The sequence below is a fragment of the Cryobacterium inferilacus genome, from assembly GCF_019599185.1.
In the GTDB taxonomy this organism is placed as follows: Bacteria; Actinomycetota; Actinomycetes; order Actinomycetales; family Microbacteriaceae; genus Cryobacterium; species Cryobacterium inferilacus.
The window spans coordinates 143,658-157,059 of the sequence record NZ_JAIEUL010000003.1 but is presented as its reverse complement, the minus strand read 5'-3'; the positions used below and the strand labels follow the sequence as shown (position 1 = coordinate 157,059).

16 protein-coding genes are annotated in these 13,402 nt (G+C 69.8%); 9 read left to right on the top strand and 7 right to left on the bottom strand.

Annotation, left to right across the window (positions count from 1 at the left end; all coding sequences use genetic code 11):
- Nucleotides 1-57: 57 nt before the first annotated feature.
- From K2F54_RS04120 to K2F54_RS04105, 4 genes are read right to left on the bottom strand one after another with little or no spacing between them, the layout of a single operon-like run.
- The gene (locus tag K2F54_RS04120; RefSeq protein WP_220604586.1) at nucleotides 58-423 is read right to left on the bottom strand and encodes a hypothetical protein; all 366 of its coding nucleotides are present in this window, start codon (nucleotides 421-423) and stop codon (nucleotides 58-60) included.
- Entirely contained in the window at nucleotides 420-1,280 is an 861-nt protein-coding gene (locus tag K2F54_RS04115; protein ID WP_220604585.1) for a DODA-type extradiol aromatic ring-opening family dioxygenase, read from the bottom strand. The genes K2F54_RS04120 and K2F54_RS04115 overlap by 4 nt, the downstream gene beginning before the upstream one ends.
- A 54-nt stretch (nucleotides 1,281-1,334) precedes the next feature.
- Nucleotides 1,335-2,126: a citryl-CoA lyase gene (locus tag K2F54_RS04110; protein ID WP_220604584.1), complete on the bottom strand. Its 792-nt coding sequence runs from the start codon at nucleotides 2,124-2,126 to the stop codon at nucleotides 1,335-1,337.
- A complete protein-coding gene (locus K2F54_RS04105; protein ID WP_220604583.1) occupies nucleotides 2,123-3,370 on the bottom strand; it encodes a CaiB/BaiF CoA transferase family protein in 1,248 nt (415 codons plus the stop codon). The genes K2F54_RS04110 and K2F54_RS04105 overlap by 4 nt, the downstream gene beginning before the upstream one ends.
- 141 nt (nucleotides 3,371-3,511) lie before the next feature.
- Between K2F54_RS04105 and K2F54_RS04100 the strand changes: the two genes are divergently transcribed.
- Nucleotides 3,512-4,318, top strand: a complete 807-nt coding sequence (locus K2F54_RS04100; RefSeq protein ID WP_220604582.1) for an IclR family transcriptional regulator domain-containing protein — start codon at nucleotides 3,512-3,514, stop codon at nucleotides 4,316-4,318.
- Nucleotides 4,315-4,866, top strand: a complete 552-nt coding sequence (locus K2F54_RS04095) for an NADPH-dependent FMN reductase (RefSeq protein WP_220604581.1) — start codon at nucleotides 4,315-4,317, stop codon at nucleotides 4,864-4,866. Before K2F54_RS04100 ends, K2F54_RS04095 begins: the two co-directional genes overlap by 4 nt.
- Before the next feature lie 16 nt (nucleotides 4,867-4,882).
- On the opposite strand, the gene K2F54_RS04090 is transcribed toward K2F54_RS04095, so the two are convergent.
- The gene (locus K2F54_RS04090) at nucleotides 4,883-5,323 is read right to left on the bottom strand and encodes an SRPBCC family protein (protein ID WP_220604580.1); all 441 of its coding nucleotides are present in this window, start codon (nucleotides 5,321-5,323) and stop codon (nucleotides 4,883-4,885) included.
- 15 nt (nucleotides 5,324-5,338) lie between these two features.
- Entirely contained in the window at nucleotides 5,339-6,298 is a 960-nt protein-coding gene (locus tag K2F54_RS19490; RefSeq protein WP_220604579.1) for a CPBP family intramembrane glutamic endopeptidase, read from the bottom strand.
- A gap of 130 nt (nucleotides 6,299-6,428) precedes the next feature.
- On the opposite strand from K2F54_RS19490, the gene K2F54_RS04080 reads away from it, so the two are divergent.
- The 6 genes from K2F54_RS04080 (at nucleotide 6,429) to K2F54_RS04055 (ending at nucleotide 11,623) form a co-directional block, all read left to right on the top strand.
- Entirely contained in the window at nucleotides 6,429-7,655 is a 1,227-nt protein-coding gene (locus tag K2F54_RS04080; RefSeq protein ID WP_308287505.1) for a sensor histidine kinase, read from the top strand.
- Nucleotides 7,634-8,305, top strand: a complete 672-nt coding sequence (locus tag K2F54_RS04075) for a response regulator (RefSeq protein WP_220604577.1) — start codon at nucleotides 7,634-7,636, stop codon at nucleotides 8,303-8,305. Before K2F54_RS04080 ends, K2F54_RS04075 begins: the two co-directional genes overlap by 22 nt.
- Before the next feature lie 56 nt (nucleotides 8,306-8,361).
- Complete coding sequence (locus K2F54_RS04070) at nucleotides 8,362-8,850, top strand: histidine kinase (protein ID WP_220604576.1); 489 nt, start codon at nucleotides 8,362-8,364, stop codon at nucleotides 8,848-8,850.
- An 86-nt stretch (nucleotides 8,851-8,936) separates the two neighbouring features.
- Nucleotides 8,937-9,782: a DUF4097 family beta strand repeat-containing protein gene (locus K2F54_RS04065; protein ID WP_220604575.1), complete on the top strand. Its 846-nt coding sequence runs from the start codon at nucleotides 8,937-8,939 to the stop codon at nucleotides 9,780-9,782.
- Between the two features lie 30 nt (nucleotides 9,783-9,812).
- Entirely contained in the window at nucleotides 9,813-10,790 is a 978-nt protein-coding gene (locus K2F54_RS04060) for an ATP-binding cassette domain-containing protein (RefSeq protein WP_220604574.1), read from the top strand.
- Nucleotides 10,787-11,623: an ABC transporter permease gene (locus K2F54_RS04055; protein ID WP_220604573.1), complete on the top strand. Its 837-nt coding sequence runs from the start codon at nucleotides 10,787-10,789 to the stop codon at nucleotides 11,621-11,623. Before K2F54_RS04060 ends, K2F54_RS04055 begins: the two co-directional genes overlap by 4 nt.
- On the opposite strand, the gene K2F54_RS04050 is transcribed toward K2F54_RS04055, so the two are convergent.
- Nucleotides 11,620-12,519, bottom strand: a complete 900-nt coding sequence (locus tag K2F54_RS04050) for a DUF808 domain-containing protein (protein ID WP_220604572.1) — start codon at nucleotides 12,517-12,519, stop codon at nucleotides 11,620-11,622. The genes K2F54_RS04055 and K2F54_RS04050 overlap by 4 nt on opposite strands.
- Before the next feature lie 230 nt (nucleotides 12,520-12,749).
- Between K2F54_RS04050 and K2F54_RS04045 the strand changes: the two genes are divergently transcribed.
- On the top strand, nucleotides 12,750-13,394 hold the full coding sequence (locus K2F54_RS04045) for a hypothetical protein (RefSeq protein WP_220604571.1): 645 nt from the start codon (nucleotides 12,750-12,752) through the stop codon (nucleotides 13,392-13,394).
- The last annotated feature ends 8 nt before the right edge of the window (nucleotides 13,395-13,402 follow it).

The window sequence follows — 13,402 nt, the reverse complement described above, 5'->3', positions numbered from 1 at the left end:
TCCTTTGCCTGGGTCGAGCGGATAGCGAACGGCGGAACGGGTGCGCGGTGCGGTGGATTACAGGGCGACGCTGGGGTACTCCTTGCCCATCCAGTGGGCCAGGTTGGCGGCGTACTCGCGCTGGAAGGACAGCGGTCCGGTGCGGGCCGCGTACTCGGCGTCGTAGAGGGCGATGAAGATGGTGAGCGAGAGGAAGAAGTGCGCGCCGAGCTCGAACAGGGTGACGTAGTCGTGCTCCACGAGGGCGCGGCGTTCGGTGTCGGTGAAGCCCAGCCAGGTGGTGCGTTCCACCCGGTTCAGCCACGGGCCGCGCTCGGTCTCCCACCAGGTCACCAGTTCGGCCGGGTCGGCCTTGTACCGGGCGAGCAGCTCGGGGTCGCCGTCGACCTGGAAGAGGAACTTGTTCACGTAATAGGTGCTCACGACGGCGCCCCCTCCGGGTACCAGGTCACGTAGGCCTCACGGGTGTGGAAGAGGTCGAGGCTGTCGACGTAGGAGGCCTCGATCGGGCCGGCGATGCCCATCATCAGGATCAGGTCCATGAACCCATGGGTGGCATTGCCGGCACCCGCCATGCTCTCGTGGGTGACGTTGGCGAGGATCCCGTCGATGTCGCCCGTGCGCAGCCACTCGATGGCCTGCAGGTCGAATTCGGGGTCTGGCCCGGTCTCGCCGAACTGACGTGGACCGCCGAGCTCGAGGGAGAGGTGACCGCTGCCGACCGCGGCCACGCGCAGGTCACTCGGCCACTCGTCGATGATCGAGCGGATGGCCCGGCCCAGGTCCCAGAACCGCTTGGGGCTGGGCAGCGGGGGAGCGAAGATGTTCGTGTAGATCGGCACGATCGGCAGGTCGGCATCCGGCCGGGTGGTGATGATCGGGCAGATGATCGAGTGGTCGATCTTGAGCTCGTGGCTGACCGAGAAGTCGAAGCCCCGGTCGAGCAGCCCCTGCAGCATGTAGCCGGAGAGCTCCTCGTGGCCCTGCAACAGGAATGTCGGCAGGCCGAACTCGCGGGTCTCGTTGTAGAAGGTGGCGTCGTACATCGGCTGCTTGCCGATGAGGAAGGTGGGGTAGTTGTCGGAGAAGAACTGGTGGAAGTGGTCGGCGCCGACCATCACCAGGATGTCGGGCTTGGCGACCGTGAGCGTCTCTCGGTAGGCCTCCACCTTGGCCTTCCACTCGTCGGCCTGCGGCATCCGCTCTTCGGGCGGCGCCGTGGTGGCCTTGAGGTAGAACGGGTGGTGGGTGGTGGCGAGCACCGCGCTCAGGGTGGCCATTACTCTCCTTCGAGGTTGCTGGTTCGGGACTGCTGGTTCGGGACGGCTGGTGGACTAGTCGGTGGATGTGGCGGGAACATAGACGGCGTTGCGGTCGACCTCGGCGTAGATCGCCGGGGCGATGGGGTGCAGGCGTTCCTCGGCGAGGTGGCCGATCAGCCCGGCGGTGCGGGCGAGCAGCGCGAAGCCGCGCAGCAGCTCGATCGGCAGGCCCAGGTCGGCCAGGGCGGCTCCGGCGATGCCGGCGCCGTTCAGCGGCAGTTGCTTGCCGAGCACCTGGCCGTTGGTGCGGCCGATGGCCTCGAACAGGCGCAGGTGCGGCCCGCGCAGGCCCTGTTCGTCGGCGATGCGGATGATCACGGCCGTGCGGGGGTCGCGCTGCTTGTGCACCGGGTGACCGAGGCCCGGCACGCGGCGGCCGGACTGCTTGGTGGCGGTGAGCAGGGTGATCGCGGCGGCATCCCAGTCGTCGTCGGTGAAGCCGGTGGTGTCGCCGAGGTCGGCCAGCGCGGTGTGCAGGAACAGGCCGGTGTCTTCGGTGACGCCGAGGAACCGGCTGCCGCCGCCGAGCAGGCCAGCGGCGATGGCGCCCTGCAGCGAGTCGGGTGCGGAGTAGTAGGTGAGCCTGGCGGCGATGGCCGTGGGGGTGAAGCCGTGGTCGGCCAACGACACGAGAACGGCCTCGAACACGCGCAACTGCCCGGCGGTGGGCCGCTGCTGAGTGGCCAGCCAGAAGGCGAGCTCGCCGAAGGTGACGGTGCCGAGCAACTCGCCGGCGAGGTCGTGGCCGAGCAGCGAGATGGTGTCGCGGTCGCTGGTGCCCAGGCCGGTGGGGTAGTCGGTCACAGCTCGTACTCGCTCTCGTAGTGGTCTGATCGGTGCTCGGGGTCGGGCCGGGCGAGCCAGGCGCGAATCTCGTCGGCATCCTGGCCCAGCGTGGGCGGCGGCGACAGGTACCGGGCGGGGGTGAGCGAGAAATCGATGGGATTGCGCACCATGGGGATCGCGTCGTCGCCCTCGCCGACCTGCACGACGGGGTTCAGGCCGAGCCGTTCGGCCAGGGCCACGCCACCGTCGATGGTGTTGATCGGGCCGCAGGCCACGCCGGCCCGGGTGAGTTCGTCGAACCACTCGGCGGTGGTGCGGGCGGCGAGGGCCTCCACCAGCAGGGGGCGCAGCTCCTCACGATTCTGGTTGCGCGACACGGTGCGGGCGAATTTGTCGTCCTCGGCCCATTCCGGGTGGCCGAGCGCGGTGGCGAGTTTGAGAAACTGCGGGTCGTTGGCGGCCACGATCACGATGTCGCCGTCGCTGGCCGGCAGTGGTTCGTAGGGGAACAGGCTGGGATGGGCGTTTCCCATGCGGAACGGCACGGTGCCGCCTGCGACGTAGGTGGAGGAGTGGTTGGCCATGGCCGACAGCGCGGTGGAGAGCAGGTTCACCTGCACCTGCTGGCCCTGACCGGTGCTGTTGCGGTGGTTGAGCGCCGCGAGGATGCCCACGGTGGCCTGCATGCCCGTCATGATGTCGAAGACCGAGACGCCGCTGCGAAACGGGGTGCCGTCTGCGTCGCCGGTGAGGCTCATCAGGCCGCTCATGGCCTGCACAATGAGGTCGTAGCCCGGCAGTGCGGCCCCGCCGGCGGTGCCGAATCCGCTGATCGATGCGTAGATCACGGCCGGGTTCGTGGTGCGCACCGAGGCGTAGTCCAGGCCGAATTTGGCCAGGCCGCCCGGCTTGAAGTTCTCGATCACGATGTCGGCCCTGCGGGCGAGCTCCTGGGCCAGCACGCGGTCATCGGCGTCGGCCAGGTTGAGCGTGATGCTGCGCTTGTTGCGGTTCACGCCGAGGTAGTAGGTGGAGACGCCGTCGCGCTCCGGCGGCGCCCAGTCGCGGGTCTCATCGCCGGACGGACCCTCGACCTTGACGATGGTGGCGCCGAGGTCGCCCATCAGCTGGGTGGAGTACGGGCCCGCCAGCACGCGGGAGAAGTCGGCCACGAGGAGGCCGTCGAGGGGGCCGGCCTGATGGGCGGGCGCCTCGAGAGGACTCGCGGTATCCGTGGGGGTGGATGCGAAAGCTGGAGGCATCGTTGCCTTTCAATTCTGCGGACGACTGTCCGCTGGGCGGACATTGATCTATAGTGAACCCCACAAGCGATCGACGGTCAAGGGCGGCGAGCAGATTCCTGCGCACTCTGCCACCCGGCCTCGGCGGCAAGGGAGGGCATGATGGGACGCGACACCGAGAGCCCGGATTTCATCGAGGCGATCGCCAGGGGACTCGACGTGCTGACGGTCTTCGGTCCCGGCCGCCCCGTGCTCAACCTCACCGAGGTGGCCACGGCCACCGGGCTGGCCCGCCCGACCGCGCGGCGCATCCTGATCACCCTGGCCGAGCTGGGGTATGTGCGCAGCGACGATGCGGGGTTCAGCCTCACCCCACGGGTGCTCGAGCTGGGCATGGCCTATGTGTGTTCGAGCAACATCTGGGAGCTCTCCCGACCGCACCTGACCGACCTGAGCAGCCGAGTGAACGAATCCTGTTCGGTCGCCCAGCTCGACGGGTCGGATGTGGTCTACGTCGCGCGGGTGGCGGTGCCCAAGCTGGTGGCCCTCTCGGTCACCATCGGCACCCGGTTTCCCGCCGTGGCGACCTCGCTGGGCAAGGTGCTGCTGGCCGGGCTGAGCACAGAGGCCCTCGACGCGGCCCTGAGCCAGCCGAGCCGGTCGCCGGTGACGGCGGTCTGGGCGCCGAGCCGGCCCGAGATCGACGCGGCGCTCGCCGAGGTGCGCGAGCGCGGCTGGGCCATCACCGACCAACAGCTGGCCCCGGCCATCCGGTCGGTCGCGGCGCCCATCCGCAATGGCGCGGGTGCGGTCGTCGCGGCTGTCAACCTCAACACGCACGCCTACGAGACCAGCATGCAGACCCTGGTGGACGACTACCTGCCGCAGCTGCTGGTCGCCGCGGACGGCATCAGCGCCGATTGGGCGCGCTGGGATGCCCGGCCCGTGCGGGAGGTGGTGGGCGCATGAGACTGATGGTGCTGATCGCGAGCACGCGGGTGGGTCGGGCCGGTGGTCCGGTGGGCGCCTGGGTGGCCGAGTCCGCCCGGCAGGCCGAGGACGTGGAGGTGGATGTGGTGGACCTTGCCGAGTTCGCGCTGCCGATGCTCGCCGAGCCGAACCATCCGCGGCTGAAGGCGTACACGAGCGAGCTCACCTGGGAGTGGAGTCGCCGGGTGGAGGCGGCGGACGCGGTGGTTTTCGTGCTGCCGGAGTACAACCACAGCTACTCGGCGCCGCTGAAGAACGCGATCGACCACCTGCACGGCGAGTGGGCCGGTAAACCGGTGGGGCTGGTCAGTTACGGCGGTCTCTCCGGCGGTACCCGCGCCGTGGTGGCGCTGCGGCCGGTGCTGGTGAATCTGGGCATGCGCACCCTGGCCGCCAACGTGGAGATCGCGTGGGTCGCCGAGCACCTCGTCGACGGGGTGTTCCTGCCCTCCGAGCGTCACGAGCGGGCCCTGGCGGCCCACCTCGTGGCGCTGGCCGAGCTGGTGCCAGCGGTCGACACCGTCTGAGCGGCGTGGCAGCGGGTCAGTCGCGGCCGGCGAGCATGATCTCCATGCTGTCGAAGAACGCGTTGTAGCCGAGCAGGGTCTGGGCCAGCTGCTCGTCGGTGAGGTCGTCGCGTGGCTGGGTGAGCCGCATCTCGGTGCCACCGGCGGCAGGCGCGAATGTGACCACGACCGGGTCGGTGGTATCCACGGCCGGGTCGTCGTCCATGGTGAAGGCCAGGCGCCGGGGTGGGTCGACCTCGGTGTAGCGGCCGTGCCAGTAGATGGAGCTGCCGTCCGGTACCCGCATCTGGGCGGTCCACAGGCCGCCCTCCCGCACATCCATCGATACCGTCTCGGCCGGAACGTCGACGGCATCGCCGCCGAACCAGACGGCGAATTCCTCCGGGCGGGTCCACGCGGCATAGACCCGCTCCGGCGGTGCGGCGATGGTGCGGCTGATGGTCAATCCGACAGGCATGGTCGGCCTCCTGGGTCAGAGCGTCGTGTCGCCTCGACCATAGCGCGCCTCCGCCCCACGGGCGGGGTGCGCCTGCAGGCGGGTGACCACGACGACGAAGGTGAGCGTCATCAGCAGCGAGAACACCAGGTCGACCGGGCCCAGATCGGTGCCGTTGGGATCGACGAGCCCGATGGCGCTCAGGCCGAAGATGGACAGGTTGTTCACGACGTGCAGCGCGATGGCGGCCTCGAGACCGCCGGTGCGCCAGGTGAGCCAGCCGGCGGCGGCCGCGAACACGGCCACATCGATCATGCCGATCAGCTCGTAATCGTGGCCGATCACGAAGAGCGGGATGGGCAGCAGGATGGCGAATGCCGGATGCCGCAGCCAGCCGCCGATGGTCTGCATGAGGTAACCACGAAAGACGTACTCCTCGGCCGCTGACTGCAGCGGAACCAGCAGCACGGTGAGGATCAGCAGCACCGGCAGCTCTGGCCGGCCGAGGTCGGGGGCCACGCTCTCGCCGCCGAGCGCCGAGACGGCGAAAATCACCAGGTAGCCCACCAGGTAGACGGCCGCCGCAACGGATGCGCAGCGCAGCATCCACCGCCAGCGCAGCCGGCCGGCCACCGACGACAGCAGCCCCACCCGCTGGGCGCCCACGATGCGGGTGGCCAGCAGCAGCGCCGGCAACAGGGGGATCAGCGAGAGCAGCACCACCGCGAGGGTGACCGGGTCGGTCAGGTCGAAGGCGAGCGAGTCGGTGAAGACGGTGTTCAGCGACCGCCCCACCTCCGGCACCACCAGCCCGGCCAGTACCGCTCCGAGAAAGAGCAGCACGAGCGCAACCAGGTAGAACACCGTGCCGAGGAGTCCGACGAGCAGCGGCTTCCACCAACGGTAGCTCGGCGAGGTGCGGCCGAGGCGGTGGTAGGCGGCGGAGCCCGGGGCGGGGTGTTTGATCGGGTCTGAGGTCACAAGGCTGTCGGTCACAGTTCCAGTGTCGGCGGAACGGGCGCTCGGCGCATCCGCTTTCGGCCGGAATGCGCTGGCCTAAAGGATGAGGTCGCGCTCCTCCCGGTGGCGGTGCCCGGCGTTGGGTCGGAGAACTAGGGTTGGTGCCGTGACCACCACGAAACCCCTGCTGCGGCCGCCCCGCCGTGCCGCGCGAGTGTGGGGCACCCTGTGGCGGATGGCCCTGGCCCTGTTCGTGGGCATCGGCGCGCTGTTCATCGCGTATTCCCTGGCCCTGGACACCGTGGACCCGACCGGGCCGGAGTCGCTCGAGGTCGGCGCCCGTCTGCTGCTCGACGTGATGCTGGGTTTCGTCGCGATCGGGCTTGTTCCGCTGCGCCACCGGGCGCCGCTGCTCGTGGCGATCGTGATCATCGTGATGTCGGTGGTCTCCGCCACGGCGACGGGTGCCGCGGCGCTGGTTCTGGTGTCGCTGGCGACCCGCCGGCGTTGGCCGGAGATCACCGTCGCCGCGGTGCTGTTCGCCGCGGTCACCGTGCTCTTCGATGTCGCCCTGCCGGTGCGGGAGGAATCGCCGCTCTGGCAGCTCGTGCTGACCGCGGTCGTGATCAGCGCCATCCTGGTGGTCACCGGCATGTATATCGGCGGGCGGCGGCAGCTGCTGGTGAGCCTGCAGGACCAGGCCGACAGCGCCCTGCGCGAGCAGCACGCCCAACGTGACCAGGCCCGGCTGAGCGAGCGGGCCCGCATTGCCCGCGAGATGCACGATGTGCTCGCCCACCGGCTCTCCCTGGTGGCCCTGCACGCCGGCGTGCTCGAGTCCCGGCCAGACCTGTCGGCTGCCCAGCGGGCCAGCACCGTCGGCATCGTGCGGGAGAACGCCCACCTGGCGCTGGGCGAACTGCGTGACGTGCTCGGTGTGCTGCGGGACCCGGCCGAGGCCGAAGGGTCGCAGCGCACCCAACCCCAGCCCACCCTGGCCGGTCTGACCGACCTGCTCGAGGACAGCCGGCGCGCCGGAACCCCCGCCAGCGTCGAGGTCGACGAAGCCGCGGCCGGACACCTCGACGGGCTCGCCGACGCCACCAGCCGGCACCTGTACAGGTTCATCCAGGAGGGCCTCACCAACGCCCGCAAGCACGCCCCAGGGCAGACCGTGGCGGTGCGCCTCGGCGGGGAGCCTGGAGGCCGCGTCACCCTGCGCCTGCACAATCCGCTCGGTGCCGGTGCGCCAGAGGCCGCCGGCGCGCCGCCGCCGTCCGGGCTGGGACTGACCGGACTTCGCGAACGCGCCCGCCTGGCCGGCGGGGAGCTCACCGCCGGGGTCGCTCGGGGCTCCTTCACCGTGGAAGCATGGTTGCCGTGGACGAGGTGACGCGCATCAGGGTGGTCCTCGTCGACGACGAAGCGCTGGTGCGCTCCGGGCTCCGGTTGATCCTCGAGGGCGACCCCGAGCTGCAGGTTGTGGGCGAGGCCGGGGACGGCCGGGCAGGCATGCTGCTGACCATCGACAGTCAACCCGACGTCGTGCTGATGGACATCCGGATGCCGCAGCTGGACGGCCTCGCCGCCACCCGGGAGCTACTCGCTGCGCAACCCGACCTCAAGATCATCGTGCTCACGACCTTCGACACCGACGAATCCGTGCTCACCGCCCTGCGCCTGGGAGCGAGCGGCTTTCTGCTCAAGGACACACCGCCCGCGGAGCTGATCGACGCCGTTCGCCAGGTGGCCGCCGGCCGCACCATTCTGTCGCAGCCGGTGATCGGTCAGCTGATCAAGGTGGCCGCCGCCCAGCCAGGGCCGCGGCAGTCAACGGATGCGGCGGCCAGGCTCGACCTGCTCACCGCCCGTGAACGAGACGTGGCTCTGGCCATCGCCCAGGGGCTCTCCAACGCCGAGATCGCCCGGGCCCACTTCGTGAGCGTGACGACCGTGAAGACCCACGTCGGGCGCATCCTCGACAAGCTCGCCGTGGACAACCGGGTGCAGATCGCCATCTGCGTGCACAGCGCACTCAACTAGAGACGTGACACCACTCCAAGCTTGACGTGACACCATCGTGGTGTCACTATGGTGGCATGGAACTCGGACAGTACGTCAACGACCTGCAGCGCCAGCTGGTGGATGCCGCGGCGAACGGCGCGGAGGACACCCGCGCCGCCGCCGAACGACTCGCCGCCGGCCTGGATGCCGCGGTGCGGCTCGTGCTCCTCGACGCGCTGTCCGCCGCGGCCGGCGAGATCACCCGTGACCTCGCACCCGGGTCGGTCGACGTGCGGCTGCGCGGGCGCGAGGTCGAGTTCGTCGTGACGGCGCCGGCCGCCGAGCCGGAGGGCGAGGAGCGGCCGGCCCCATCCGTCGACCTCGACGACGCCAGCACGTCGCGCACGACGCTGCGCCTGCCGGATGCCCTCAAGGCGCGGGTGGACGATGCGGCCGCGGCCGACGGCCTCTCGGTCAACGCCTGGCTGGTGCGCGCCACCGCGGCCGCCCTGCAACCCAAACAACGCCGATCGGCGCAGCGCACCCTGCGCACCGGCGACAACTTCGCGGGTTGGGCCCGCTAGAGCCGCCCAATTCGAGCTAGGCCAGCCACGCGCATCCGCGGGGTCGGTTCGTTGTACCCAGAACCCAGAGAGAGGGACGCATCAGTATGCCCACCTTCAGCACCCCGAACCCGATCGACCTCGCCATCAAGCTGCCCGTCGGTGAGATCCACGTGGTCGCCAGCGACCGGGTCGACACCGTTGTGACCGTCTCGGCGACCAGCCCGGCCAAGGCGGTCGACCGTCGCGGCGCCGAAGAGACCCAGGTGGACTTCGACGGTGAACGCCTCACGATCACCGGACCCAAGCCCCGGTTCAGCATCATCGGTCCCACCGAATCGGTGGACCTGACCATCGAACTGCCCGCCGGATCGCGCCTCACCGCCGACATTTCCGCCGGTAATGTGCGCACGACCGGGCGCCTCGGCGCCACCCGGCTCAAGTGCTCCACCGGGTCGGTTGACCTGGACGGCACCGGTGACCTCTGGCTGCGCGCCGGGCACGGCAGCACCACCATCGCCGCCGCCGATGGCGACATCGAGATGACCGCCGACCACGGCCAGATCCGCATCGGCACCGTCACCGGTGACGCCATCCTCAAGGCGTCGCACGGCAGCATCACCGTCGGGGAGTGCGGTGGTGACCTCGACGCGAAGCTGTCCTACGGCGACCTCGACATCGAGCGGGCCCTGGCCGGAGTCACGGCCAAGACCGCATACGGCACCATCCGGTTGGGGGAGATCTCCGCCGGCTCCGTGCAGGTGGAGAGCGGCTACGGCCAGATCACCATCGGCGTACAACCCGGGGTGCCTGCCTGGCTCGACCTGGCGGCGAAGACCGGCCGCCTGCGCAACGAACTCGCCGGCGACACCGCACCAGACCCGGCCGAACAGACCGTCGCGGTTCGGGCGCGCACCCAGTTCGGCGATATCGGCATTCATCGCGCCCGGTGACCCGGACGCCCCAGAGAAGGGAACGAACCCATGACCGCACCAGCCATCGAGATCCGCGGGCTGCGCAAGGCCTACTGCAGCCAGACGGTACTGGATGACGTCGACCTCACCGTGCCCACCGGCACCGTCACCGCGTTGCTCGGCCCCAACGGTGCCGGCAAGACCACGATCGTGCACATCCTGTCCACCCTCGTGCGGCCCGACGCCGGCACCTTGACCGTGGCCGGCTGCGACGTGCGGCGGGACGCGAACGGCGTGCGCGCCGCCATCGGCCTCACCGGCCAGTTCTCGGCCGTCGACGGCCTGCTCACCGGCGAGGAAAACCTCCTGCTGATGGCGCGGCTGCGTCACCTCGGTGACAGGCGCGGGAAGGCGCGCGTGGCCGAGCTGCTCGACCAATTCGACCTCGTCGACGCCGCCCGCAAGCCGCTGGTCACGTACTCCGGCGGCATGAAGCGTCGCCTCGACCTCGCCATGACCCTGGTCTCCACACCGAGCGTGATCTTTCTCGACGAACCCACCACGGGCCTGGACCCGCGCAGCCGCCGCACGATGTGGGACATCGTGCGAGGCCTGGTCGCCGAGGGCACCACGGTGCTGCTCACCACGCAGCACCTGGACGAAGCCGACCAGCTCGCCGACCGCATCGCGGTGCTCGACAGAGGCCGGATCGTCGCCGACGGCACGCCGGAGGAGCTCAAGCGCCTCGTGCCCGGTGGGCACATTCGGCTGCGATTCACGGATGCCGCGGCGCTCGACACCGCAGCCCGTCTGCTCGACGGCTCTGCCCGTGACGGCTCTGCGCGTGACGACGCCGCGCTCACGTTGACCGTGCCGAGCGCCGGTGGGGTCGGTGCCCTGCGCGACGTGCTCGGCCGCCTGGCCTCGGCCGACCTCGAGGTCGACGACCTCAGCATCCACACCCCGGATCTTGATGACGTCTTCTTCGCCCTGACGGGCGCGCAGACGTCGTCGGTTCGGGCCGATTCGAAAGGACACGAACAATGACCACCGTCACCGCACCGCGCACCACCGCTCAGGGCGCCCAGCCGCGCTCGCACGTCGTCGCCGACGCGGTCACGATGCTGCGCCGCAACCTCCTGCACATGATCCGGTACCCCGGCCTGTCTGTGTTCACGATCGTGGGCCCGGTGGTGATCCTGCTGATGTTCGTGTTCGTCTTCGGCGGCACGCTCGGGGCCGGCCTGCCCGGTGTCGATCCGACCGCAGGGCGCGCGGCCTATCTCGCCTACGTCATACCGGGAATCCTGGCGATCACGATCGCCGGTACCGCAGGGGGCACAGCGACGACGGTCTCGATGGACATGACCGAGGGCATCACGGCGAGGTTTCGCACCATGGCGATCTCCCGGGCCGCTGTGCTCGCCGGGCACGTGCTCGGCAACACCATCCAGGCGCTCATCGCCGTCGCTCTCGTGCTCGGGGTCGGGGTGCTGATCGGGTTCCGCCCCACGGCCACACCCATGGACTGGCTCGGTGCCGCTGGCCTGCTCACCCTGCTCGCATTCGCGATCACCTGGCTGGCCGTCGGCATGGGCATGCAGGCCAAGTCGGTGGAGACGGCCAGCAACCTGCCGCTCCTGCTGGTACTGCTGCCCTTCCTCGGCAGCGGCTTCGTTCCCACCGAGTCGATGCCGGCCGGTCTGGAATGGTTCGCGGAGTATCAGCCCTTCACGCCGGTCGTCGAGACCCTGCGCGGCCTGCTGCTGGGTACGCCGATCGGCTGGAGCGCGGTGCTCGCGGTCGGGTGGTGCGTCGCGATCACCGTCATCGGCTACGTCTGGTCAATGGTGATCTACGAGCGCAAGTCGGTGCGTTAGACCGGCACGTGGTGGTCGGCCGGCTGGTTGCGCTTGAAGAGGCGCGTGATGGCCAGAACGATCCCGACGACGATCAGGCCCAGCGCGAGCCCGAACACGGCGGACATCGCCGTGTCGGCGAGCCAGACGACGACCGGGCCGGCCGACTCCACCGCGTGCGTCACCACGTGCAGCAGGTCGTACGGGCCGTGCCAGAACGTCTCGGCCAGGTTCGTGATCACCAGGTGGCCACCCACCCAGAGCATGGCGACGGTGCCGATGATGCTGATCACCTTGAAGACCGCGGGCATGGCCGCCACGATGCGCGCGCCGGTGCGGCGCACCCCGCGGGCCGGGTTCTTCATCAGGGACAGCCCGATGTCATCGATCTTCACAAGCAGGGCGACGGCGCCGTAAACCAGCACGGTCATACCGAGGCCGATGACGACCAGCGCGCCCAGCGTCATCCAGATGCCGAAGTCGGGGTCGAGGCTGGCCAGGGCGATGAGCATGATCTCGGTGCTCAGGATGAGGTCGGTGCGGACGGCGCCGAAGACGAGCTTCTTCTCATCCCGCGCCCCGGTGTCCTCCACGACGTGATGCACACCGAACCACTCGGTGACCTTCTCCGCACCCTCGAAGCACAGGTAGGTGCCGCCGAGGATCAGCAGGAACGGCAGCACCCAGGGCGCGAACGCCGACAGCAGCAGCGCAAGCGGGATGATGATGACGAACTTGTTGAACAGGCTGCCCAGCGCGATGCGCCAGACCACGTGGAGTTCGCGAGCGGGCGACAACCCCTGCACGTACTGCGGGGTGACGGCCGCGTCGTCGATGACGACGCCGGCGGTCTTAGCGCTGGCCTTGAGGGCAGCGGTAAGAATGTCATCGACTACGGCGAGCAGGCCGACCGACATCTGGTTCTCCTTGGATCGGGGGCGTCGTCCCGCGATGGCGGGCGACATATCGAAGTCCACAGTACAGCGCTGCAGTCCCGTCCCTCCCGTCACGATCGATGACGCGGCAGTGTTCCTCGGCACCACACCAAGTCACCGCCCACGAGTCACCTGCTTCGTAGCCCCTGGTCGGGTCCTTGCGTGACGACGGCCGGTCGGCGAGGGTAGGGGGACCGACCTGAGGGGGAGACGTGCGATCCAGCGAACCGATACCGGGCGAGCAGTGGCCCCACGACATGATGCTCACCATCGAGGATCGACCCACTGCGCTACTGGAGCTGCTCTGGATTCGGGAAGCGTACGGGCTGGCACCGCGCGGGGACGACTTGCCCCCGGTGCTGTCCGACTCGCCCGCGGCCGTTCACGACGACACGGTGGGCACGGATGCCCGGGCGGCGTGGGCGGAGGCCTGGCCGCGCCTCTGGCAGCAGACGGCCGCGCACGCCGGCGGGGAGAAAGATCCGAGAATCTTCGAGGAACTCCACAGCACCGCGGACGGGTCGGCCGAGCGGGCCGACCTCCTCCGTCGCCTGATCGGCCCGAGCTGGCGGGATGATGTCGGCGGTGCCGCCCTCGACAGCCCTGCCTATCGGGCCTGGTCGGAGAGCGGGGCCGCCGCGCACGCGACGGCGCTGCCGACCAGACTCGAGGACAGCCCGGAGAGGCGCGATCTCGCGACTCTCATCCCCGCTTGGCGGGCCGGCCTGACGATCATCATCACCATCCCCTGCGTGGGTGAGTTCACCCGTCGCATCGGCCCGAATGCCCTACTGGTGACCAGCGCCACCCGGGCAGACAGCGCCGCGTACCGGCGCGCCCTCGGCACGTTCGGTTGAGGCGGTCG

Excerpts from the sequence above, each read along its gene's own strand:
- K2F54_RS04060 (WP_220604574.1), top strand. The coding sequence starts at position 9,813 with ATGACCGCACCAGCCATCGAGATCCGCGGGCTGCGCAAGGCCTACTGC.
- K2F54_RS04115 (WP_220604585.1), bottom strand. The coding sequence starts at position 1,280 with ATGGCCACCCTGAGCGCGGTGCTCGCCACCACCCACCACCCGTTCTAC.
- K2F54_RS04050 (WP_220604572.1), bottom strand. The coding sequence starts at position 12,519 with ATGTCGGTCGGCCTGCTCGCCGTAGTCGATGACATTCTTACCGCTGCC.
- K2F54_RS04100 (WP_220604582.1), top strand. The coding sequence starts at position 3,512 with ATGGGACGCGACACCGAGAGCCCGGATTTCATCGAGGCGATCGCCAGG.
- K2F54_RS04055 (WP_220604573.1), top strand. The coding sequence starts at position 10,787 with ATGACCACCGTCACCGCACCGCGCACCACCGCTCAGGGCGCCCAGCCG.
- K2F54_RS04090 (WP_220604580.1), bottom strand. The coding sequence starts at position 5,323 with ATGCCTGTCGGATTGACCATCAGCCGCACCATCGCCGCACCGCCGGAG.
- K2F54_RS04065 (WP_220604575.1), top strand. The coding sequence starts at position 8,937 with ATGCCCACCTTCAGCACCCCGAACCCGATCGACCTCGCCATCAAGCTG.
- K2F54_RS04095 (WP_220604581.1), top strand. The coding sequence starts at position 4,315 with ATGAGACTGATGGTGCTGATCGCGAGCACGCGGGTGGGTCGGGCCGGT.
- K2F54_RS04075 (WP_220604577.1), top strand. The coding sequence starts at position 7,634 with ATGGTTGCCGTGGACGAGGTGACGCGCATCAGGGTGGTCCTCGTCGAC.
- K2F54_RS04070 (WP_220604576.1), top strand. The coding sequence starts at position 8,362 with ATGGAACTCGGACAGTACGTCAACGACCTGCAGCGCCAGCTGGTGGAT.
- K2F54_RS04105 (WP_220604583.1), bottom strand. The coding sequence starts at position 3,370 with ATGCCTCCAGCTTTCGCATCCACCCCCACGGATACCGCGAGTCCTCTC.